Source organism: Sporomusa rhizae (genome assembly GCF_041428845.1).
In the GTDB taxonomy this organism is placed as follows: Bacteria; Bacillota; Negativicutes; order Sporomusales; family Sporomusaceae; genus Sporomusa; species Sporomusa rhizae.
Genome location: NZ_CP156925.1, coordinates 2,101,160 through 2,124,689, shown reverse-complemented (window position 1 = coordinate 2,124,689; position 23,530 = coordinate 2,101,160). Strand labels below are relative to the sequence as shown.

The 23,530-nt window shown below is 38.6% G+C and carries 19 protein-coding genes; 3 read left to right on the top strand and 16 right to left on the bottom strand.

Annotation, left to right across the window (positions count from 1 at the left end):
- Positions 1–72: 72 nt before the first annotated feature.
- On the bottom strand, positions 73–1,629 hold the full coding sequence (locus tag SRRS_RS09665; protein ID WP_371368308.1) for a glutathione ABC transporter substrate-binding protein: 1,557 nt from the start codon (positions 1,627–1,629) through the stop codon (positions 73–75).
- A gap of 346 nt (positions 1,630–1,975) precedes the next feature.
- Between SRRS_RS09665 and SRRS_RS09660 the strand changes: the two genes are divergently transcribed.
- Positions 1,976–2,212, top strand: coding sequence for a hypothetical protein (locus SRRS_RS09660; protein WP_371368306.1), 237 nt, complete (start codon positions 1,976–1,978; stop codon positions 2,210–2,212).
- A 38-nt stretch (positions 2,213–2,250) separates the two neighbouring features.
- Positions 2,251–2,427 (top strand): hypothetical protein, encoded by a 177-nt coding sequence (locus tag SRRS_RS09655; RefSeq protein ID WP_371368304.1) that lies wholly within the window; start codon positions 2,251–2,253, stop codon positions 2,425–2,427.
- On the opposite strand, the gene SRRS_RS09650 is transcribed toward SRRS_RS09655, so the two are convergent.
- The 13 genes from SRRS_RS09650 to istA all read right to left on the bottom strand — a co-directional run bounded on the left by SRRS_RS09650 (position 2,428) and on the right by istA (position 13,882).
- Positions 2,428–3,696, bottom strand: coding sequence for an MFS transporter (locus SRRS_RS09650; protein WP_371368302.1), 1,269 nt, complete (start codon positions 3,694–3,696; stop codon positions 2,428–2,430).
- A 205-nt stretch (positions 3,697–3,901) separates the two neighbouring features.
- A complete protein-coding gene (locus SRRS_RS09645; protein WP_371368300.1) occupies positions 3,902–4,246 on the bottom strand; it encodes a hypothetical protein in 345 nt (114 codons plus the stop codon).
- A gap of 125 nt (positions 4,247–4,371) precedes the next feature.
- Positions 4,372–4,539 (bottom strand): hypothetical protein, encoded by a 168-nt coding sequence (locus tag SRRS_RS09640; RefSeq protein WP_371368298.1) that lies wholly within the window; start codon positions 4,537–4,539, stop codon positions 4,372–4,374.
- A gap of 378 nt (positions 4,540–4,917) precedes the next feature.
- Positions 4,918–4,965, bottom strand: coding sequence for a hypothetical protein (locus SRRS_RS09635; protein WP_371369783.1), 48 nt, complete (start codon positions 4,963–4,965; stop codon positions 4,918–4,920).
- Between the two features lie 301 nt (positions 4,966–5,266).
- Positions 5,267–5,773 carry a hypothetical protein gene (locus tag SRRS_RS09630; RefSeq protein WP_371368296.1) on the bottom strand — a complete coding sequence of 169 codons (507 nt, stop codon included), beginning with the start codon at positions 5,771–5,773 and terminating at the stop codon, positions 5,267–5,269.
- A gap of 213 nt (positions 5,774–5,986) precedes the next feature.
- Positions 5,987–6,376 (bottom strand): hypothetical protein, encoded by a 390-nt coding sequence (locus tag SRRS_RS09625; protein WP_371368295.1) that lies wholly within the window; start codon positions 6,374–6,376, stop codon positions 5,987–5,989.
- A 107-nt stretch (positions 6,377–6,483) separates the two neighbouring features.
- Positions 6,484–7,134: a hypothetical protein gene (locus SRRS_RS09620; protein WP_371368293.1), complete on the bottom strand. Its 651-nt coding sequence runs from the start codon at positions 7,132–7,134 to the stop codon at positions 6,484–6,486.
- 543 nt (positions 7,135–7,677) lie between these two features.
- Positions 7,678–8,721 carry a hypothetical protein gene (locus SRRS_RS09615; protein WP_371368291.1) on the bottom strand — a complete coding sequence of 348 codons (1,044 nt, stop codon included), beginning with the start codon at positions 8,719–8,721 and terminating at the stop codon, positions 7,678–7,680.
- A 417-nt stretch (positions 8,722–9,138) separates the two neighbouring features.
- Entirely contained in the window at positions 9,139–9,573 is a 435-nt protein-coding gene (locus SRRS_RS09610; protein ID WP_371368290.1) for a hypothetical protein, read from the bottom strand.
- Positions 9,566–9,907 (bottom strand): contact-dependent growth inhibition system immunity protein, encoded by a 342-nt coding sequence (locus SRRS_RS09605; protein ID WP_371368288.1) that lies wholly within the window; start codon positions 9,905–9,907, stop codon positions 9,566–9,568. Before SRRS_RS09605 ends, SRRS_RS09610 begins: the two co-directional genes overlap by 8 nt.
- A gap of 355 nt (positions 9,908–10,262) precedes the next feature.
- Positions 10,263–10,667, bottom strand: a complete 405-nt coding sequence (locus SRRS_RS09600) for a hypothetical protein (RefSeq protein ID WP_371368286.1) — start codon at positions 10,665–10,667, stop codon at positions 10,263–10,265.
- A gap of 898 nt (positions 10,668–11,565) precedes the next feature.
- Positions 11,566–12,342, bottom strand: coding sequence for an IS21-like element helper ATPase IstB (gene istB / locus SRRS_RS09595; protein WP_371363668.1), 777 nt, complete (start codon positions 12,340–12,342; stop codon positions 11,566–11,568).
- Positions 12,332–13,882: an IS21 family transposase gene (istA, locus tag SRRS_RS09590; protein ID WP_371363667.1), complete on the bottom strand. Its 1,551-nt coding sequence runs from the start codon at positions 13,880–13,882 to the stop codon at positions 12,332–12,334. Before istA ends, istB begins: the two co-directional genes overlap by 11 nt.
- A 68-nt stretch (positions 13,883–13,950) precedes the next feature.
- On the opposite strand from istA, the gene SRRS_RS09585 reads away from it, so the two are divergent.
- Positions 13,951–14,169, top strand: a complete 219-nt coding sequence (locus SRRS_RS09585; RefSeq protein ID WP_371368284.1) for a hypothetical protein — start codon at positions 13,951–13,953, stop codon at positions 14,167–14,169.
- A gap of 215 nt (positions 14,170–14,384) precedes the next feature.
- On the opposite strand, the gene SRRS_RS09580 is transcribed toward SRRS_RS09585, so the two are convergent.
- The gene (locus SRRS_RS09580; protein ID WP_371368282.1) at positions 14,385–14,999 is read right to left on the bottom strand and encodes a hypothetical protein; all 615 of its coding nucleotides are present in this window, start codon (positions 14,997–14,999) and stop codon (positions 14,385–14,387) included.
- A 12-nt stretch (positions 15,000–15,011) separates the two neighbouring features.
- Positions 15,012–23,516, bottom strand: a complete 8,505-nt coding sequence (locus tag SRRS_RS09575) for a hemagglutinin repeat-containing protein (RefSeq protein WP_371368280.1) — start codon at positions 23,514–23,516, stop codon at positions 15,012–15,014.
- Between the last annotated feature and the right edge of the window lie 14 nt (positions 23,517–23,530).

The following is a 23,530-nucleotide window of genomic DNA, read 5'->3' as shown; positions in this document are numbered from 1 at the left end:
TCGCGGTTAAAAACTTGCGCAGGGGGCATAGCTGCCCCCTGCATGCGAACAGTCAAAGAAGCCTTCTACCGGTTATTGACCTTCAAACTTAATGTTATACAGTGTGTGATACCCTACCGGACTTGGCTGGAATCCGGTTATATTTTTGCGTACAGCCACCACCTGCTCACTATTGTTGAGAAATACCCAGGGTGCGTCAGCAATAATCATATCCTGCACATCATAATAGAGCTTCTGGCGGGCGTCCGAGTCTTCCATCTGACGGCCCTGCTCCAATAAGGCATCAACCTTCGGATTACTATAGAACGCCCGGTTACCGCCAGCCCCATGCTTACTGGAATGGAACATAGCAAACAGCGAGACATCCGGATCGTTTCCTGACGCCGTCCAGCCGATAATATACATATCCTGATCACCTCTGGCAGTGCCTTCCAGATAGGCGCCCCACTCCACTACCTTGATTTCGGCGGAAATACCAACCTGACTTAATTGGTTTTGCATAATGGTAGCCATATCGATCCGTTCTTTCCGGTCATTGGTCCAAATGGAAGTTTTGAAGCCGTTCGGATAACCGGCTTCGGCCAGAAGCTGCTTGGCTTTTTCTATATTATATTCATGGGTTTTCAGCGCCGGATTATGATACTTTATGTTAGGAGGAACCGGGCTGACCGCCGGCTTGCCGATACCTCTCCATACCGTATTGACCACAGTCGGAGTATCAATGGCGTAGCTGATAGCCTGCCGCACCCGGACATCGTCAAAAGGCTTCTTCGTAGTGTTCATCCCCATGAAGGCAGTTCCATTATCAAGAACCCGTACTACTTTTACTTCCTTATTGTCCTGAAGTCGCGGCAAGTCATTGGCCGAGACCTCATAACAAACGTCAATTCCCCCGCTCTCCAATTCAATTACCCGGTTCGTTACTTCGGGAATGGGACGGATAACCAGTGTCTTAAAGGCAGGCTTATTGCCATAATACCCGTCAAAGCGGGACAACTCGATCCGGTCCCCTTTAACCCACTTTTCAAATTTGAACGGCCCGGTTCCGACCGGATTCTGCCCGTAGTCTTTACCGGCGGCTTTCACGGCTTTTTCATTTAAAATGCTGCCGCCTGTATGGGTTAGCGAAGTGCTGATAAACGGAGGAAAAACATATTTCAGCTTAATTTGAATCGTATAGTCGTCCACCACTTTGAGCGCACTCACATCGAGTGGTTCGAATAAATGAGCCACAGCTGCACCGAGCGGAGAGGCCGCCCGTTCCAGAGTGAATTTTACATCACTGGCTTTCATCTCTTCGCCGTTATGAAAGGTAACACCCTTTCTCAGTTTGAACTCATATGTTTTATCATCCAGCTTGGTATAGGATTCGGCCAGCATAGGAACAACTTCACCCTTGTCGTTTACTTGGACTAACGTGCCATAAATTTGATTCATTACGTTGGAAGAAGCTACGTCATTGGTAGCAATCGGGTCGAGGGTCTTGGCATCATAGCCGGTGCCAACAGTCACCGTATCCTTGACTTTACCTGCCGCCTTCTCCCCACCGCAACCGGCCATTAAGGAAGCTACCATCATTACACTAAGTACCATAGCTAACACGGTCTTACCTCTGCCTTTACTAAACAAGATACCACCTCTTTCTCATATATTAAGGGGTTGTATACTATCACAATAGGGTAAACGGCGTTCTCTGCCAATATCTGGAAATCAGTTTTTTTTGCTTGCTTCCTGTAAAATCACACCCAATCAACTTGTTGCTTATAAAATCTCAATCTACTAAAAAGAAATAAAAAAACAGCCTATCGACTGATAAGCTGCTTACAGGCTACCCTGCGCCCTACATCTCCGGACATATAATAATAGCGACGCAAACCTATCTCCCTATCCAGTGCAGGATTCGCCACCGGTATGGCGAATATTGAATTACAGGAAAATTTTACCTGTAATTTTTTCACGCAAGAAAGGAGCTCCTATGATTACATGCGCTTATTGTTGCCATGAATGTCCGGATAGTGCGCAACTATGCCCGAAATGCGGTAAACCGATTTTTAGACTTCCTGTGGACGATACACCTAATTATGACGATTTAGCACAAGAACTTCTTCGGGAAACCGATAAAAAAGAACTACTTTCGCCGAAACAGGCTATTATTATTGCCTGTATGGTTCTGCTATTGGCGTTGGTTGCTTATACTATCTTCGCACGATAAAGTCATCCCTAAGATATTTTCCGTAGAGGTGAAAAGTCATGGCTCTCACGCGAAAAGAAAAACGAAGAATCTATGAGGAAGAACTTGAACGAATCAAAGCCCGGGAACGTATTGAGGCTCAACGTAAAAGAACACCTTATTCTTTTAAGCCTATGGATTTAGTGATTGTCATAGGCTTTTTGCTTATGGGTTATGTGCTGCTGGGTGGCAGGTAATCAAAAACGACATTGGTCCCGGGAAGAAAGGCTGCCGGACTGAACATAAATCGGGCAAGCCTGTACCCGGAATACCGATAAATGCCGGGCAAAATAGGCAGCGCCGGCCAAGGAACACACGCCGCCCAATACTAAGGTATAAATAACGCCAATCTGACTTGCCAAAAAACCTGCCAATAAGCTGCCGAAAGGACCAATTCCCATCAAAATCATGGTATAAAAACTCATGACCCTGCCGCGCATGGAATCATCGACCATGCATTGCAATAACGTGTTACTTCCTACAACTTGAATCAAAAAACCGACGCCTAAAACAAACATCACTACTGCGGCAAACCATACCCCGCCAGGCAGTAAGAAACTGATAAGCCCTCCCCCGATCAGGGAAGCCGCAACAACCAGTAACTTTTCCAGTCCTTGAAATTCAGACCTGGCTGCAATCCCAATGGCGCCAAGTAGTGAGCCACAACCCGAAACAGCCATTAAAAAGCCCAGGGTCCCGGCACTAGCCCCTAAATGCTGGGACACAAACACCGGTAGCAGTACGGTATAAGGCATAGCCGTCAAACTAATGATGCCAAGTAACAGTAAAATATTTCGCAGTGGCAATTGCTTAAAGGTATACGCATACCCTTCCTGGAAATGTTCAAGCATATTAGCAGTCCGCTGTTCTGCAACGATTGGCTGTAACCGTAACGCAATAAGCGAAATTATAGAAATAAAATAGCTGGCTACATTTAATAGAAAACAATACCCTTCACCAATAATCGGAATAAGAATGCCGGCGGTCGATGGACCAAGCAATCTTGCCAAATTATACGTAACCGAATTCAAGGCAATCGCGTTTTGCCGTTCTTCCTGGCTATCCATCATCTCTACTGTAATAGCATTGCGCGCCGGTAAATCGAAGGCGCTTATACAGCCAAGAAACAGGCTTAAATATAAAATATAGTTAACATCTATGCGATCTGTTAATGTAAGCCCTGCTAACAGGGACGCTTGAACTAAACTGAGTACTTGTGTAGCAACAAGCACACTGCGCTTACCCCACCGGTCTACCCATACACCGGCAAAAGGCGAAAGTACAAAATTGGGAATCTGCCCCACAAAAGCCACCAATCCCAACATAAACGCCGAATCAGTAAGCCGGTAAATCAACCAGCTTAAGGCAATATTCTGCATCCAGGTCCCTATGATGGACAACCCCTGTCCGGCAAAGAAGATCTGATAATTGCGATTATAAAGAGCTTTGATAATATTTTTTGACATGGTTCGCATCCTCCCTAACTATACCAATTCGCGTCCAAAATGAATTCTCCTACCTCGTGAAGCGACCGCCTTTTGTGAAAGCAGTGGTTGGGCAAAAAAGGTCTGACTCCTATGCATATAAAAAACCAAGAACTAGCCTTGACTAAACAAACTAATTCTTGGTTTTTTATATTTGATTGATTTTAATTGGCAGTTGGGTTTGCGGCTAGTAAGTGGAGGGATAATGATACCCTTGCATTTTCTTCTGCATAAAAGTGGCGAATTCTTGACGTACGCCGCAGCTATCAAGAATACCTTCCCGATAAACAATTTCAGCCGCTAATACGGATTCATGGTTAGTGGCGGCCTCATATTCCATAACCAGCCGAAGCAGTTCCGGGTGCTGTGCTTCCAGTTCGCAGGCAATTTTCATAAGCTGTGTTAGTACGGAGTCGGCCTCTTTCACTGCTTGCTTGTATTTTGCATCAACAACACCGGCTATACTGAGGATATTATCCATTCTGTCAAAGACGTACTGCTCAAACGCTTGGTTTAAAATACTATTTAACATAACAAAGCCCCCTATACTTAGGCTGCGGCCTGCACGTTAGCGCTGCCGTCAGCTTTTTTATAGGGGAAATTAAAAAGCGCATGCGAGGCTTTTACCCCTACACATGCGCTTTGCTTCGTCGTCTGCTAAATCCCAATACCAACAAGCCAGGTCACGACCCGGCCCTCAACAGAAAAGCGATCAGAAAATAGGTAAGCGTACGCTTGCCTTTCCGTTGATGGTTTATTAAGGATAGGCTCATCATTTGCTGCATGAAGTCGCACAGTCTGCTCCCGCCCTGCCGGCATCTTCATTACACACTGCGCCTCGCTTGTATTCAAGCGGGCGGCGTTGTATAATAAAAATGTCGTCGTGGACAGCTTGACTGTTACGTGTAGGTGCTTACTCCACCTGCGCGTGCTCGGGAGTGCTCGCTACACTTCCGGGTCACGGCGACTTTTTAATTTCCACCTATTTCTAATTATAGCTCATTTTAAACGAATTGCAAGTAAACTAAGCCTCGCAGACGGGATTTTTTCCTGACCGATTGCATATTTTTATTCCAATGGGTATAATATAAGAAAAGGACTGACGTGCTCGATACACGCCAGCCCCATAGGTTGTCTAACCGGAAACGGTTAGCCTCGGTTTTTGATTATTTTGGAATAACCGCATTCCTTGGCTAGGGGCGGTTATTTCCTTTTTATGATTAAAACAACAAGTGTTGCAAATGCTATCATCAGATACATTGCTTCAAATATTGTCATCATACCACCCCCTTTCAAAAAGGGTGTGGCCAACCGCTCCCTTGACAACCTTGCGCTTATTATAACATATTCTGCCAGAACGAAGAGGAAAAATATCAGCTTTAATCAGAGTCACCGCGCCGCCTTTCCACTAAGGGCGGCATTTTTCATTTCGTCCGCCGAACAGTTTCATGGCTTGCTTTCTTGAGGGACAAGTACCAAGAGGGTTTTCACTCGGTTTACCGTCTCCCCCGACTCGACATCACCTGAAAGAAAAAGAGAGGTCAGTGGTTTTTTACATCCACTGACCTTGTCTCGTTAAACCAGCTAGATACCTGTTAAGATTATCTCTCCAAACTTTTTTCTGTTCAACTCCACCTATATTGATTCCAAAATAAAAGGATGGATCTAAAAATAAAACTTGTTTATTTTTTAGAATTAATTCGATAGCATCACAGATTAGCTCTTCTTCTTTTTCTTCTGGATTATATAACTTGATGCTGTCTATACAATTGTCAATTGCGCCATCCTGTGTTAAAACAATTGCACTTATAGATGATTTTCCTCGTATCATATCTTCATCAATCGCAAAATTATGATTTACTGAACTAACTATTTTAATCCTAAGTTTAGAAAATTGATTAACCGATTCAAATTCTATAAATTTCGAATTAATTTTAAAATACATGAACCGTAAATCAGGATAAAACTCTGCAATGCCATCTTCAACATCAACAAATCCTGTTAAATATATATCTTCAATATCATTATCTTTAACCACTTTTCTTAACTTTGCTATCATTTCATTCTCGAACTTTCATTATTTTATCATTTGAATTGCTCAGTCTATTCCTTCTCTAGATTCTATCATTGTACCAGATTCATTATAACAGTTACCTCATCTCCATCCATTCCTTAAGCAAATGATGATTGGCTAGACCATTGCACAAAACTTCATTATACAATAGAAAATCTCGGTAAAATTTCTCAAACATTGTAGATACATTTTCTTTTCTCATATTTTACTAGGTTCAGGCACCCAATCATTTCTGCTAATGCATTCTAAACTTACTATCTCCTTATCAACAATAAAATTTATTTTTCTTTCAATTCCCTGTTCATAAAAATCCAAGTTGAAGCTAGAATCTTTATTATTAAATTTACTAATTATTTCCGGTAACTGTTCAATTATAACTGGAAGGTCAACACGGCAATCGACAGACCAGTTTTCATCTCCAAAGCCAGATACAAAAAATATTATTTTTTCCGTATCTGCAAAAATTTTGCATATATCCGATATTACAGATCTTCCATCATCTAGTTCATTATCATACTCACTAATATCATATACTAGAGAGCTAATATCATTCAGCGGTATTATGCTTTTCAACTCTATACTAAACATATTAGGTTTTCCTTTTCATACATATATTCACGGATGATTAATATACTCCGGAATACAATCTGCCGTTCCTTGTTGACTAATTATTCAAGCCTGAGTTCTAGATTCATTTAACTTCGCGATTTTAAGTTTTGAATGATTATTTGAGCCTTTTGGTATAGTTTCATTTTAGTCTTTCTATCCATCTCAGTTTGTTCTGGATTTCTAAACTCATTCAGAGTATCCAACTCCAAAGAATTGTTTTCTAGAATATAGTTTAACGTTTCATAAGCTCTTAACTCATACAACTTTTTGATAGTCTCTTTATCTACTATCTTACCGTTCCTAATCTCAAAATCTACCACATATTTCGCAATTTCTCTACTTTCGACGGCTGTTTTTATATTTTCTATTTGATAACCTTCTAGCTTATGCTTTTTTAATAAGTTTATTATTATGCTTTCTAAAACAATGTACTTTTCTTCCTGATAGCATGTAATTAACTCCTCTAATACTAAATCATCAACAACATTATTATCGAATAGCAAATGATAGTAATAATGCCAAACTAAATGTTCTTTAACATTATTAACCACATCAATCTTATTCCTAAGTCTAACTAAAGTGTCTAGAACTTGTAGTGGCAATTCACTATGCAAGCTTAATTGCTCACTTACATCTAATTTTGAAAAAGATTTTGCTAGTTTATGAGCCAACAGTTTATCGTTATCTTTTATAGTTTCTGTTAGTAATTGAATCTCCTGTATTATTTCATACTTCACATTAAAATCTCCTTACTGATTGTTCTTAGATCCATCTATTACACTTTTAGGTATTCCAGTCTTCCTAGCTATTTGCCTTATCGTTATCTCTTCTATTTTTTCATCTTGTGTATTGCTTCTTCACGCTGTTCTTTATTTAGTTGTTGTAATTGACTAATGCTTACAATATCTTTTTCATTTAAATATTCTATTACTTCTTTATCCAATACAGCTATTTTTTTTGTATAGTCTAAGCATTTAATAAAGCTATTTTTAAAACTTCTCTTTAGGTCTATTGACAGGAACGTTCTCAACGAGTATGTGACCTCACTCAGCCCCACCGGTTGATCGTTTTCCAGCAGTTTAAATAATTTCACCGAAAGGCAAGAAGAACGGTATGAAAATAACCTTAAAGGCAGTAGCTTATATTCCGAACTATATCAAATAGGCCTTTCAAAATATTCAAAATTTTGAAAGGCCTATTTGATATACCTCATTTGAGAAGTATATTTTTAGTTAGCTGGACTCTATTGACTCTTCTGTCCCCAGACTCATATTGTTTCTCTACCTAAATTCGAAGTTGAAGAAATCAATTTTATCAGATATATTTTTGGATTTTAACATATTTTTGAAATCATTGTTTTTCTTATTGCTACCAAAGCCACAAGCCACTCTTTTTAAATTTAGAAGCGATAATAATACTCTTAATTCATCAGGGTCTGTACTTGGGGCTTCGGATAGGATGAATTCTTCAAGATTTTCAGCTTCCTTAAGTTTACTAAAATCCTTTAATCCCTTCATATTTTGTAAGAGAATTCTTCTAAGGTTTTTTAAGTTTTTAAATGATGGTAATTCCTGCACTTGAGGTAAACTTTGTAAAAACAAATATTGCAATCCCTCAAGTTCAGACATAAAACTTAAGTCTTTCAAATCTCTAATCTGCCATAATTCAAGATATTTTATGTGATCCATTCCTTTTATTGAAGAAAAGTCTTTTATACCCCCGAGCTTTACATCAAGTGACCATAGTTTTTTTAAGTTAGTTAGGTAACTCACATCAGGTGTAGAAATAGACCTAAGAGTAATGTCCTCTATGTTCTCTAACTCTAATAACACATCAATATTCTTGCTTTGCCCTTCAATATATAATTCCTTTAAATATCTAAACCTTTTTAAAGGCTTTAAATTCGGTTTTTTCGAAGAAGTTCTCCCTAGTGACAGACCTTCCAAGTTTTCATTAATAAAATCAAGAAAATCAAATGTTTCAAGATTGTATATGTCAACAGATAGGTGCTTGAGGTTACTCATCTGGGGTATGCTTTCTACTTCGGTTGCATTCATAAGACAGTCTGCTGAGAACCTCTCAACATTCACTAATTCTCTAACAAACTTCAAATTACATTCCTGCGAATAAAATCCATAAACTCTCAGTTCAATATCTTTCCTTATTGAAAATACAATATCATTCAATAATTTCCATGAATTTATCTTCAAAGGTTCTGATGTTTGCAATACTTTAATGTCTTTATTGTCTATCATTTCGAGTAATTCGTTTTCATTAAATGGTTCACGCATTTCGTATCTTCTTCTATCTAAAGCTTTATACATATTTGCCCCCTAATTTATTATGCAATCGCCTATGAGTTGCCCCCCTCTATTGAATCATTGGCCTACTGCAATGAAATCATCACATATATCTAATGCCTTCAAATCATACTACTTAACCTTTACATAGTTTCTTTTTTGCTCAAACAATTCCTTTAAATGATATTATTGACTTGATCTGGCAACTTTCTGGGACGATTGAAGAGACAAGGAACCTATCCCCTCCTAGAGTATTACAACAACGACAAAAACTCTGGATGTATGAACCCATTAAATACAGAACGTTTCTCGCAAAATCCGTGACAAAAAAATATCGACAATCACGAAAACATGATTGGCGATACATAAATTTTTTCTACTGTCTACTTAATCGGGCGGTTCATTTTTGTCTGTTAACCTGTCTTTTAATGAAATTCTACTTTAAAAGTCAATTATGCCATCGACTATTTTCTTCCAATATCCATCAGGTATTTGATATTTAATTCCATTTTCCGGTAGCGAAAGTGTCTTGTTTTTTAGGTCATGTTTTAATTTTAATCCAGATTCATTATAATCAACCTTTTTTTCAAAATGTGGATACCAGTCAGTTCTATTAATATTTTCCCATCTCTCAATATCAGCACCAATATAATTTTGTGCGGCATTTATTAATTTGTCAAATTCATCATAATAGGCTTTTATTGATAGTCCCCCTTCATCATATCCATATTGATTAAATTCAACTTCTAAGATCATATCCTGCATAATTATTACTTCTCTAACATACCCAGGATATTGATCTAATAAACATCTATCAATACAAACCGTCCTTGTACTTCCTATCTGAATATATTTAAGAATCTCATCTTTAGTCATTGACTAATCCCCTTTTATATTCCTTATTGCCATCTCTCTTCTCTTTTACTTCATTTAAACTGCGTTTAAGTTCTATAACCACATGTTTTAACCATTCAGTTGGACTCATTTTCATTGCAGGGAAATATATATCTGCATTGTCCCTAATAAAATTATTTTTTTCCTCTACTGATAATTCACTTTCCAGAAAACTAATTATATTACTTATTAGTGTCCGAATCCAGTCATGGTCAACTGATCTTATATACTCTAATAGAGCTTCCTCTGGAGAATCAACATCTTGGTGGAATGTTCCTCCAAGAAAGTTTCTTAATATTTTCCATTTAGTATCCACTATACTCCTCCCTATTTTGTAGGATATGGTGTCAAAATATCATATCCCCTTTTCCTTTCCCTTTAAGGACTACTTTTGCATTTGTCATATCTTCAATGATCCTCTTGAAACTCCTCTACCAATTACTTATGTACCTTTATAAGATAATGGCAGATTGCCTTTTGCTCCATTAGCTAACCATGCATTGATCTCTTTTATATTTACAATGAAATACCAAGAGGGTTTTCACACGGTCTGCCGTCCCTTTGCTTCCTCCTCAAGATGTATCAACTGAGATGAAGAAAGAGGTCAGCGGATTTTCCACGTCCGTTCCTCGCTTGTTGTTACAGTTGCGTCACTGTAGACAATCACATCTTTAATTAAAATCTATCAATGCATATACTCCCTCATGATGAAACATCCAAATTTTCTTTAAGTCTACACTTAAAATCAAAATATCGGTATCCAAAAAAGTTTCTCCAAAACTCTGTTTATGTTTTATTACAAATTCATTCAAATCAAAAGCATCTACATGAAATGGCCCTAACTCTTTTTTATATGAAGCGTCTGTGATAATAATAAGTTTTCCTTCAAGAGTTTTTAAATTATTAAATAGGCTAATTATCTCTAAGCTATTAGCATTTTCCCAGTCATCTAGTGGAAACCACTCTGTATCTTCACGAAAGAAATCATCTACTTTTATGAAATTTACACCAAACTGTTGCTTTATCAAATTTCTTACATGTTCCCATGTAAGTATATCGTATAACTTGTTTGTCATTTAAAAAATTCCTTTCCTTCGATAAATATTTTATCAACAACTCTCCATCTTCCCTCAGGGGTCAGTTCTCTAATCGTCACATGAGGCCCTTCATTAGTATTTCTGTGCCCAGCTGGCTCCCACTCAATTTTTTCTGTCCATCTTTGCTTACCCAGCAGCCTGGCTTGAGTTCTGTGTATTTGTCTAAAGACCCTCCAGCAGCTTTTTCAGCGTCTTCCTTCCCTTAATTAAAAATTGGTATCTGAGAACCTCTTTCTTTGAACATCTAAATAATCCTTCCATTTTTCATATAATCGGGCTTCATTTAACCCTACTGTACCTAAATTCATTGCCCTCTTCTATCAATAAATGCACCTGATTACCCATTATGCACCAACCATAAATTTTTAGTTCGCTTTTTTTTTTCGCATTTATCCAGGATCTCTAAAAATATTTTACAATCTTCTTCGTCATGGAATATCTCTTGCCTGTTTGATCCCCTTAACATTATATGGTATATGCCGCTTTTACTCCCGCTTCCTTGCCTGCCGTGGCATCTAACTCTCACCCTTTTTCTTTTTTCCTAAATGCACCGTAATTTTTAAAGAGAAGCAACAGAACCGTCCGAAACAACTGAAAAAGTCAGTCCCAAAAATTTATAAACAAAGCAAAGACTTTTGAGTCATTTAAAAGGCATATAACGATCGTTTTTTGCTTAGTTATACATTTTAGTACCCCAGAAAAATTATGATTTTAAAAACAGGTACTTTTTCAGTGGTTTCAACCTGTCCCGCTGTCCCTCCAACAAGAATGCAAGGATTGTGGTGAATATTCTTGTGCGATGAAATCGCAGTTCCGGAAACAAGGAAATCATGAGTCCGGAACTGGAAATCATACTTTGGTAGTCCAATGCCTTAATTTATTCGCTTAGTCGTTTATCTAATCCATAAACCTCTCTCATCGATAAATCTTTCGTTGGATCAATGCTTTCGATATTTATCTTGTACGAATCATGAACGATTCGATCAAGAATGGCATCAGCCAGAGGTGAAGCATCACCGCCAAGTTGATCATACCAACCTTCATGCCTGTATTGAGAACAAAAGATTGTAGATGAACGTTTTCTTCGTCGATGAAGGAGTTCGAAAATGTCCTTTGCTTCATTTTGAGTAGGTTTCAAAAGTAGCCATTCATCAATTATCAGAAGAACGGGATTAGAGTATTTCATCATTACTTTTTTATAAGTGCCTTCATCCCTTGCATGTTCGAGATCTAGAAGTAGATCCGGCAGACGAACATACTGTGTTTTGTAGTAATGCTTACAGGCTTCCATGCCAAAGGCATTGGCAAGATATGTTTTACCACAGCCTGTTGCACCAGTGATGAAAATATTTCTGAATTCTGCGATGTACTCGCAAGTCGCAAGGCGTTTGATCAAATCTTTGTTGATTTTTCGTCCTGATGAATAGTTGATTCCCATAATACTGGCATCCGGTTGCTCAAACTCAGCATTTTTAATGAGGCGATTCAAGCGATTGTTTTTTCTTCTGGTATATTCAATATCAACCACCATGCCCATACGGTCTTCGAAGTCAATCTCCTTCATCTTAGGATCAGAGACTTGTTGCAGATAAGCTTCGGCCATTGCAGTTAAACGCATTTCTATAAGTTTATCAATTGTTGGATTATTTATCATTGCCTTTACCTCCATAGTAATTTGCACCGCGTGTTACGCCATAATTGTTTTTCGGGGGATTCTCTGTGCCTGGTTTTAAGCTCTCTTTAATTCCTGTGGTAAGAATATTTTTGATACTCTTATAACTTGGACTTGCTGTGTAGCTCAAAACTTTCTCACAAGCCGATTCAAGACGTGATTCTGAATGTCTTTCGGCTAACTTGAGTAATCCCATGCAACTTTTATAGGTTTGTTGTTCCACGCGGCTGGAGGATAGGATGGCAATAATGACTTTATGAGTATTAGTCCCAATTTTTTTGGCCCAATGCTTAAAGCGATCTCCATTCCATTCTAGATACTTCTGATGATCCGGCGGCATATGTTCCAGAATAGTATTGTATTGCCCCTTGCGGCCGTAAAGGCGTTTATGAGATGCAATACGATTGTGATTGTAAAAGATTTCTAAGACTCTATCAGTTACCCTCACATCGACTTTGAGTTTGATGTATTCATATGGAACAGAATATAGCATTCCTTCGAGTGATATGTGATAATTAAACTGAACGGTGGCTTGTTTCCAGTCCGCCAGTTCGTAAAAGGTAGCTGGTAGGGGGCTTAGGAAAGGCAACTCTTCGTGGTGGAAGAGGCTCCATCTGCTACCTTCTTTCTTTTGAAAAGTTCTTAAGTTAAATGCTTCGAGTTTTTCTCGGATTGCAGCATTAAGTTCATCCAAAGAGAAGAATTGTTCATTTCTAAGCGCAGCGGTTATCCATGTGGAAATGTTGCCAACAGTACCTTCAACATTTGCTTTATCTTTAGGTTTTCTAATCCTAGCTGGAATAATGGCAGTGCCATAATGTTCAGCCATTTCATGATAAGTTACATTAAGTTTAGGTGTATACCAATCTTTTGTATGAACTACAGCAGTTTTGCAGTTATCTGGAACAAGAATTTTTGCAACACCGCCGAAGTAGTTGTACATATGGACATGAGCCGTAATCCAAGCACGCTGCTTTTCATTGATAAAAGCCTCCACATAGGCGTACTGGCTATATGTCATAACACCGACAAAAAGATAAGCTTCAGTAACCTCACCAGTATCAGGATCAATAATCTTTGCTGGATCTCCAGCCCAATCTACTTCGACCTGTTCAGCTGGTTTGCGGCTAATATGCATCGTAGCACGACGTTTTTGCTCATCTTGCAAAAGGTAATGGCAGAACTGCGAGTACATAAGCGGTTCATCGCCGTTTAGTCGGCAGTCTTCTAAATATTCAGTCCATAATAATTTTTTACTTACACCATTTTTAAGCAATTCCTTACGAGTGTGGACTAAATCGGGGAGTCGTTTATTCCCAAAGTTTTTCTGTTCTTTTGGAAACATCAAATTTTCCAAAGATTTGTCGGTCATTGATTCGTCTAAAGGCCATGATATTCCTAGCTCTTTAGCACGGCGTTGAATCTTTACGACAGTTTTCTGAGCAACACCACAACTTTGCATGATATTACGTTGTGAGAATCCTAGGCTTGTCAGCCTAAGGATTTCTCTGTACTTGGTCATAAATTTGACCCTCCTAATAATGAATTTACATCATTCGATGTATAAATTCATTATAGGACAAGCAATTATTGATTTCTGTTTGCCGGTATGTTGATTTCCATTTAGTCGGTATACTGATTTCCAATCACCGGTCAGGTGATGACTTTGAGACCGGAATACTCATTGTGGTGGAGTTTATTGTAATAATTGTTCTGGAAATGGTTATGGGGGTAGCTGTCCATTTTGTGGTAGTAATGAGTCTAAGTCATTCTGATTCACGAGATTTGATTTTCGCGGATTATCGGTAATATTATCCAGTTGTTGTTTGTTCACGAGACGACACCTGAGATAGAAGAAGAGGTCAGTGGATTTTTTACGTCCGTTGACCTCTCTTTTAGTTTACTTACCCGATATTTTCTTTAATACATCCAAGATAACGGACAATGATTGATATCTTTAAATATTGCTTCCTTCACCTTGCGCAATTCATACCTTTAATTTTTAGCAATACCATAATGCACTTTTAATATGTTTCCTTTAATCTTTCTATCAAGTTTCTTCCTTCTGTCTTTTCAGATACTTTTAACATAAAATTTTCAATAAAATTATTAATTACTTCCTGAAACAGCTCAAATGGCACATAGTATATTCCTTTAGGATTGGTAAACTTTATTTCATTATATAAATCCAAATTATCCCACGCTATTTCTATTGTGTTCTCTACTCTTCTAAAAATTACATCTGCTAAAAATGACCCTCCATTATCTGAATACCATGAGTGTCTAAAGTACCAATCTTGTCTTTTTTCAAACCACAAATCAAATTCGTCATCATCATCTGAGTCAAAATCTCCACTATTCTTGTAAAATTCTAATGAATTATTTCCTTCAATAGGTAATGGAAATTGTGTTTCATTAAAAATATTATTTTTGTTCTTACAAAGCCACTCAACAATACAAATTAAATCCCACTCATATTCACGTATTTTATCATCCATTGAAAATGTACAAACTGATTTGTTATCAACCCACATCTGAAAAACTCCCCATGTAGGCTCATTCTTTCCAGATTCGCTAAATGGGCTTTGTTTTAATTCATATGCAACTGCAAAAACTTCCTTACTACCGAAATATTCCATAAGCAATCATCCTTACTTATTTGTAATAAATTTTTTATATTGCACCTTGGTAATTAATCCATTATCAAGCATCTGCCTTAGTACATCTGCTGGAACTTCTTTGGCTGGATTTTTAACCTCATAAGGGTGCCAACCATCACCATCCGGCTGAAACTTTATAAGTTTATCCTCATAAATATTATACTTCTGCTTATTTTTAGATGATGTATATGCATTGTCTAATAGTTCTTGTCCTATTTTTTCATTTGGAATTGGATTTGGACTTCCCCATCCTGACTTAGGATCGTGTTTAGGGCTTGGTTTATAAATAGCTTTATTCGACCCTTCAGTAGACGCAGTAATAACACCAGTACCAGTAGTAGGATTATTCGCTGGATTATCATATACCTTTGGTTTATTATTATCATCCGTTAATGGAATACCTGGAATAGGATTCGAACCATTTTGATTTCCAGGTACCATTGTAGTACCAGTATTATTGATTGGAGCGCTATTAGGTAATGCAGTAGAGCTATTACCTTGCTCTTTAGCGTCAGTACCCGGTATCGTTTTATCTGGAATATTAACCGCTGTTTCTGAAATTTGTCCACCTGTACTCTTACCAATTTCAAAACTAATATTAGATGAATTTGTAACTACATTTCCTGTTTGATTATAACTCGGTTCAAGCCTAATCTGGTTATCTTTGTTAAATAGTGGTGACCATTTATATTCGAAAGGTATAGGTGTGTACTCGAACACTGGTGCTTTCCAACCACTATCAATAACAATTTCGGGTCCTGCTTGAGAATTTGTAGTATAAGGGAAATCATAGTTTCCTAATCCAAATTTAGTAAGATATTCAGGATTAACTTGATATGTTGGTGAATAGCTATTAGGAATACTAGGGTTAAATACATTTGTTATCCACGTTTTCCCGTCATCTGCTAAAGTAGCTACGGCTTTTCCAGCTTCATTAAACAAATAAACGGTTCCGTCCATTGCTTTCTTTATATTATAGGCTACTCCAGCAACCATAATTGTTGAGATAGCGGTAGAAGGATCAATCTTTGGATAACCATATCCCAGGAATTCCGTTGGATAACCATATCCCTGGGAATTATTTTTTGTTCCACTGGCAGAAGCAGACCCTCCTGCTTGTGCATCTCCACCAGCAGCTTTAGCCGCAGCTGCACCAATAACATAACTGGCCCATTGCCATACATCCGGTTGATCTTTAAATTGTTTCTTTAATTCTTTCTGTACTAATTCATTAACACCGGCACCCATAGCTCCTGATTTGAATCCGCTGCCGGTAAGTTGAGACATAATACCACCAACTACCGCATGGAGAGCTACCTTTTCTGGACTTCCATCTTTCCATCCATTTTTCTCACTAATTTTATGGACTTCTTCAAAAGCTATTTCGCCAAATAGCGCGGCTAACTCTTGTTTTTCTTGAACCGTCTTCTTATCAAATATTTTTCCTAGTGCATTTAATGAATTAGTAGTATCACGACTTAATCCACTGAGATCTTGATGTGGGTTACTCCGTACTTCAATCGTTCCTTCAGAAACAGCAGACTTAGTGGTACTATCTGAATCGCCTTTGGCTGTTACACCAATATTAGGAGTAACACCCTTTTCATTGTATTTTGCATCTTTGGAAGTATCGATACTAACACCTGAACTGCTCGCCTTATACTCTGCCTTATTCTCAATGTCCGAGTAAGTCAGCGTATCGGTACTAATCTTATTCTTATCCGGTGTAGCGTCACTGGCAATGACCGCACCCTTCAGATCGGTGTTCTTACCAACTTGGACGTCGAAGCCGCCTTTTCCTGCGTAGATACCGGCTTGTTCTGTTACACTTTCGTAGTTGGAATTGATTTTTCCTTTGCTGGCCGAAGCGCTGATGCTTCCTACTCCGATAGTTACTCCGGCAGATTTGTTCTTCTCATCATAGCTTTCTTTATCTTGGAGGCTTTCTATGTTTAGATTTTCTCCAACGTTAACTTTTACGGTTTCACCTGTTACTTTTGATCCTATAATATTTGTATCTTTACCTGATTCTGTTGTTAATTTTTCTTTTGCGGTAATAGTACTTTTGTTATAGGTGGTGCCATTTTCTTTTATTTCGCCGGTTTGCTTACTGCCACCTACATTAAAGCCACCTACGTTACCTGTACCTAAATTGATATTTACTCCGATACTGGCGGAGCTATTTTTGCTTTGACTATTTATTTTATTTTCGTTTTTGCCTGCAGTTATTTCTATATTTTCCTTGGCTTTTAATTCAACGTTCTTGCCTTCAACCTCAGAGCCTTTGACTTCTATATCGTGTTCTGTTGCTTTAATGTTGATGTTACCATCAGATTTTATACTGCTTCCCTGAGCAACTGTAGTTTGGCTGTTAGATTGGCTTTCTGATTTAGTTGTCCCTAGACTTACACTTAGGCTAAATTGGCTTTCTTTAGCTTTAGGCGTTTCTTTGCCTGTGCCTTGTGTATTAGATGCCTTGGGATCAGAAGCAGTCGTATTAGGTGTAGTAGTTTGATCTTTTCCTACTCCATTTTGTTTAGACGTTTGCTCTGTAGTTGATTTATTAGGTTCTTTTGCCTTTGTAGCATCATGTACTTCTTTTCCTGCCTTATAGGCATATAACGCTTTTAGGCGGTCATCAGAAACTTCACTTGCTCTTTTTAGCGGTTCGTATACCTTGTTTACAGTGTCTATGGTTTGACTTTTGAGAGCTACGGTTAAGCCGCTTTGTTTGAATTCGTGTTTTTCCTCAGAATTATAGGTGTTGTCCGCACTTTCGATTTTGACATTTTCGCCGGTGATATTTATATCGTCTTTTGCGACAATATCACTGGCTTTAATATCTACGTCTTTTCCAGCTTTTACATCTACTTTTCCTTGCAGACTGCCCACAGTTGAGCCAATTTGTTCGGTATTCTGATTTGCCAGTTGATCTCTTTGTTTTTGAGTTCCTATTGTTATTCCTAGGCCGCCGCCAGAGAATAACCCGGATTTTTTAACTGTTTTTTCGTACTGGCTTTGGCTTTTTTGCTGATCTGATTCAATGTTGATATTTTCAGTTGCCGTTATGTTTACATCTTTATCAGCAATGACTGTTGATCCTTTAACGGTAGCGTTCTTACCGGAGTTAACTACGATTTCACTACCACTCAGATTGCTGCCATACACAGCATCTACTGACTGATGATCATAGATTTTCGTTTTGGTTGTAGATAGGAAGCCTGTTTTCTGTCGTTCTTCCTCATGCAGGCTTTCATGGTGTTCGCTTTCCGCATTGATGTTTACATTTTCTTTTGCAGCAAGGGTTACTTTGCCTTTTTCACTATTTACGCTGGAGCCCTTAATGGTGATATCTTTACCGCTTTGGATATCCAGGGCTTTACCGGCTGCGATTTTGCTGCCGACAACGGTTTCATCGCTGTCCTTTTGCCGGTTGAAGTAGTACCCGCCACGATTACCCACGGATACGTCAGATTGAGTACTATCTTTTTCAGCGATTATGCTTACGTTATTTTGTGCTGTAATTTTTACGTTGTCGTCGGCTGCAACGGTTGATCCTTTGACTGTTACGTTGTCGCCGCTGTTAATTGTTATATTTTGTCCGGCAATGTTGCTGCCGATGTTGGCCTTGCTGTCTTGTGAAGCACTTGATTTAGCATGGCTTACCGCAACATGCCTTTCTTTTGATATGCTCTCAATGTCGATATCTTTTTTGGCTGTTAATACAAGCTCTCTGCCGGCACTTAGATTTGCACCCTGATTCTTGATTGAGTTTTCGGCAGTAAGTGTCAGGTTATTTTTTGCTTCTATGCTTGCCGTATCCAGGGCTTTTGTTTGTTGCAGTTCACGATAGTTTTCTGTTTGGGTATTCGTTTTGTTGATGATATTGTCAGCGGTTATTGTGATATTGTTACCTGTGATTGTTGCACTATTATTCGCTACTGTTTCTTTGGCGGTTAGGTTAATGTCTTCGCCGGCAATTCTACCATTTTCATTGGTAATATTTTGGGCATTAATCGTTACTTTTTTGTCACCTTTGATTGTCCCGACATTTCTTAGGTCGTCACTGGCGATTAGTTCGACATCTGTTCCGCTGATGATTGCTCCACTATTGGTTAAATCTCCGCTTTTAAGCATAGCTACGTATACTTCGGGAACAAGGACGGTTTCACCGTTTATTTCTTTTTTTACTAACCATACAATATCACTAGTTAGCAAGGCCATTTGCTCTTTGGTTAAGGCTACACCGACTGTCAGGTTATATTTTTGCGCAAAGGTCGCTGCATTTTCCATTAGGGCTTTATATTGCTCTAATTCAGAGGTATAGTTGCTGAGAAATCTCCTACCGGTAAGGTTAGTAATTTGTTCGGTTACTAATTTTTGCTCGTAGTAACCATCGCCTAATCGTTTCATTACTTTTTCCGGATCGCTCTTGATCCGTTCCAACAAGTAGTCGCTCGATAGGAAGTTATGATAGTCAGCAAATTTAGGGTTTGTCTCGACTAAATATTTCGCCGTTGGATTGGTATTAACTGTATAGATTTTTGTGTTTATGTTTAAACTGCCTAGTTTGAAGCCTGAGTCTGAAGCTGTATTGATTTGCGTATTTACTTGACTTGTCCCTTTGTTTTTTTCAGTCAGTTGATTTAGTACATTCGCCGTTACTGCCGGCCGGTCTTTTGTCTGAATAATATTTTTCCCGGCATCAAAGGTCTTATTGTCAATAGTCCCCGCATTTACCGTTACTTTATTGACAGCACTTAAAATTCCCGGTCTTGCAGTTTCATCATCAACTATAGTCTGGTTATAGTACGGAATGACGGTCGTTCCGTAAACCATATGACAATGCCTATGGAATCTTCTGTGTTTTTTATATTTCCATGAATGATAGTCATTTCCAACATCGGTAGTAATGATTGTACTTTGATAACCGAAGTTTTCTAATGACGGCGCTTTAATTGTCAGGTCGTGCCCAGCCGCAATAGTGCTATAGTGATTAACCACATCTGCTTCAATGCTAATATCTTTGTCGGCTAAAATTTGCGCGGTGGCAGTCTCTTGTTTTATTGTGCCTGTTTTTATTTCCCGGGCAAAGTTTCTCGTTGCCTGATAGTGCCCGTCTATTGGTGAGATACCATAAGATATATTTTGGTTTTTTATGTCCCAATAGGTTTCAAAGATGGTTTTTTCATTAGTCAATTTATTCGCTTTAATATTAATATTGCCTTGACTTTCGATACTAGAAGACTGGTTTAAGATATTATTTTGTGCTGTTACTGCCATGTCTCCTGTACTATAAATCATAGAATCGTCAAGATTATTGATATCTACAGCAGAAAGCTGGGCAGTCCCATTGGCAGCAAGTACTGATTTTTGATTGGTAAATTTATCTGCAATCGCTAAACTTAAGTTACCTTTTACAAATATTGCAGAGTTTTTTTCATTTTTTACATTTTTGGCGCTTAAATCAGTGTTACCGTCTACTATAATGTCTGAGTTTATATTCTGGATTGTATCGGCTACCTTAAGAGCAAGATTACCTGTACTAGAAAAGGAGGCTTGGTCATTGACAAAGTTCTTGCTGGTAATTTTGGTATTGCCTTTACTTTTTATTGCGGATTTTTGATTAGTGATATCCTTTTCTACTTCTAGCTCGGTATTGCCACCACTACTTATCAGCGCTGTTTCCTGATTCGTGATGTCTTTTGTTTTTACTGTGAGATCAGCATTTGTTTTTATTGCTGACGCTTGATTTTTCATATTATTTTCAGCATTTACAGTTAAAGCGTTTTCACTATAGAGAACTGAGCCTTCTTGGTTCTCCAGCTTTTGAGTGGTAATATGCGTATCTGCTGAACTTTTTAGAGCTGATCCTTGGTTTACGATGCTGTCCTCGGCGTTGACAGTAAGGCTTTTTTTACTTGATAAATACGCACTGTCTTGGTTTACCAAGGTTTTACTGCTTATAGCCGTTCTTCCATCACTTTTTATTGTAGATTTTTGGTTATTTACTTCATTGGCGACTGCTATCCTTAGATCGTTGCCGCTATGAATAAAGGCATTATCCGTATTCTTCACGGCATTTCCAGTAAACGCTGTCTTCCCGTTTGCTGAAATTGTCGATGTTTGATTATCTATATCGCCATTTACTGAAAGGTCTAGATTTCCACCGCTATACAGCAATGCAGTTTCTTTATTATCAAAACTCTTACCTGTAATCGTTGTGTTACCGTCGCTTTTTATCGCAGATGTTCTATTGCTTATTTCATCAGTCGCAGTTAAGGTAAAATCTTTACCTGTTGTAATTGCCGCATGATCATCGTTAATAACCTTTCTGCCAGCAATGTTTCCTCTGCCTTCTGTTGAAATTCGTGAGGCTTGATTTGCGATATCGCCGGTCACATTTATGTCAAGATTCCCTGTACTGTAGATGACAGCACCGTCTGAATTACTCAGACTTTTGCCTGTGATGTTAGTGCTGTCTGTCATAACGATTTTACCGGTATTGGTTATATTGCCGTTTGCCGATAAAATTAGCTGGTTCGCCCATAATTCGGAAGCAGTATTGGAAAAGTTATTGGTAATAATTTTCAAACTATTGGTAGATGCAGCATTTAAGCCGTCCCCTTGAATTAAAACATTGCTGTGTATAGTTGGATAAAATTCTACGCTGCCATTTTGCCAATTACTTATCGTACCGGTAGACAGCGTCGCATTACCGGCATTGATGTACCCAAAGCCGTTGACATTGATGCCGTTAGGATTGGCAATAATCACGTTCGCCTTTTGTCCGGCAACTTCGATAAAGCCATTTAATTTACTAGGATTGGCGCTTGTTACTTCATTTAAAATAGTTCTGGCACTAATGCCGCCTAGACGATAATTATAATCAATATAGCCACCTAGTTTGGTACTTGCGTACTTTGTCGCGTTGTTTAATATAAGCCCCCGGGTATTGACGTTGAAATCAGTATAAAGATTTCTCGAAATACCACTTGCCGATGGTGTCGCTATTTGAATTAAGTCGACTCCGCTTGCGGTTTTGTCAACGATCGGTTTATATTGACCTTGGGTTGATTGATCGGCCGTAACTGGTAAGTTTTGTTCCTTTTCAACCGCTTTAGTTGTTGCGACCGGCATAGATGAGATATCCGGCAATTGGGGAAGCTCTGGGGCCTTAGGATTAACTACAATATTTACAGGATCTTTCGGAGTTGGATCTTTCGGGTCTTCTTTACCAGGATTGTCCGGTTTTCCTGGGTCAACAGAAGGAGTATCCGGTTCGGACTGGTTTGCCGTTATTTTCTGTGCAGCGACTTTACTGGCCTCATAATGCACTTTTTTCCCGGATAAGATAACATCCTTACTTGCACTAAGATTGCCACTAATAGTAATATTCTCTGTGGCATTAACAGTAAGATTCGCTAAAACAGGCTCCTTGGTCGCATTACCATTACCATCATCATCATCGTCTTCTTCTTCGCCTGCGGTGATAAAACCACTGCTTACCATATTTTTTGCGCTAATATCGACATTTTGGTTTGATGTAATCTGACCATTATTATGAATAGTGTCACTGGCAGTTATTTTTACATCTTCTTTGGCATGGATATTGCCATTGATGGTGATTTTTCCGTCATTACTTAACGTTAAGCTATTTTTAGCAGAAATTTCCCCGTTCAGGGAAACGCCTAATCCCTTTTCCGTTCCGACAAGCATTATTTTTCCTGCATACATACCGCCTACTGCCCCTACATCCAGCGCAACGGCAGGTTTTTTCGTTGGATCTTCGGCAACAGCTTCGGTCTTTAGTGTCTGATAATCTATCTTGTTATTCCCGGTTATTACATTAAGTTCATCTGCCCAAATTGCCGCATTTACTTTTGCAGCCCTGGTCATTATATCTAGTTTGGTAGCAGGATTTTCTTCCCTGATGCCTTTTCCCTCAACAACAACTTCACCGCTATTTACATGGAAAGAATCTAAATTCCCATTTGCATCTATGTTGGGCCTGCCGGTTACAAGGCTTATCCTGTCAGCATTGATGAACCCAAAATTATCGCCTGTTATCCCATTGGGATTTGCAATAATCACGGAGGCCTTACTACCCGCAACCTCGAGTACACCATTTAAGTTAGTACGGCCAGTTCCAGTAACCTCATTTAGTATCAGCCGTGCAGGTGCGCCGCTCAAATTCCCGTTTGCTTGCAGTTTACCGGCAAGCACGGTGTCTGTCATTTGCAGTGCATTATTTAGAATAAGACCATTGTTATTTACATTAAAATCGGTGTAGAGATTGTGTGATAATCCCTTGCTATTCGGTGCGGCAATATCTACTACTGTTACATTGTTTACTTCTTTAACAGTAGGTTTATGCGCGGCATCAGCACTGGAATCTGCCGTTGTGCTGGCAAAACCCACAAATGATTGTAAGGTAAAGGTTATAAGTACAAGAAGGGATATTATTTTTTGTTGTATTTTAACTTTTTTCTTCATGTTATTTAACCCTC

Bases quoted from the DNA above. Each gene is read 5' to 3' on its own strand.
- SRRS_RS09660 (WP_371368306.1), top strand. From the start codon at position 1,976: ATGATTACATGCGCTTATTGTTGCCATGAATGTCCGGATAGTGCGCAA.
- SRRS_RS09655 (WP_371368304.1), top strand. From the start codon at position 2,251: ATGGCTCTCACGCGAAAAGAAAAACGAAGAATCTATGAGGAAGAACTT.
- SRRS_RS09650 (WP_371368302.1), bottom strand. From the start codon at position 3,696: ATGTCAAAAAATATTATCAAAGCTCTTTATAATCGCAATTATCAGATC.
- SRRS_RS09645 (WP_371368300.1), bottom strand. From the start codon at position 4,246: ATGTTAAATAGTATTTTAAACCAAGCGTTTGAGCAGTACGTCTTTGAC.
- SRRS_RS09640 (WP_371368298.1), bottom strand. From the start codon at position 4,539: ATGAAGATGCCGGCAGGGCGGGAGCAGACTGTGCGACTTCATGCAGCA.
- SRRS_RS09630 (WP_371368296.1), bottom strand. From the start codon at position 5,773: ATGATAGCAAAGTTAAGAAAAGTGGTTAAAGATAATGATATTGAAGAT.
- SRRS_RS09625 (WP_371368295.1), bottom strand. From the start codon at position 6,376: ATGTTTAGTATAGAGTTGAAAAGCATAATACCGCTGAATGATATTAGC.
- SRRS_RS09615 (WP_371368291.1), bottom strand. From the start codon at position 8,721: ATGTATAAAGCTTTAGATAGAAGAAGATACGAAATGCGTGAACCATTT.
- SRRS_RS09610 (WP_371368290.1), bottom strand. From the start codon at position 9,573: ATGACTAAAGATGAGATTCTTAAATATATTCAGATAGGAAGTACAAGG.
- SRRS_RS09600 (WP_371368286.1), bottom strand. From the start codon at position 10,667: ATGACAAACAAGTTATACGATATACTTACATGGGAACATGTAAGAAAT.
- istB (WP_371363668.1), bottom strand. From the start codon at position 12,342: ATGATAAATAATCCAACAATTGATAAACTTATAGAAATGCGTTTAACT.
- istA (WP_371363667.1), bottom strand. From the start codon at position 13,882: ATGACCAAGTACAGAGAAATCCTTAGGCTGACAAGCCTAGGATTCTCA.
- SRRS_RS09580 (WP_371368282.1), bottom strand. From the start codon at position 14,999: ATGGAATATTTCGGTAGTAAGGAAGTTTTTGCAGTTGCATATGAATTA.
- SRRS_RS09575 (WP_371368280.1), bottom strand. From the start codon at position 23,516: ATGAAGAAAAAAGTTAAAATACAACAAAAAATAATATCCCTTCTTGTA.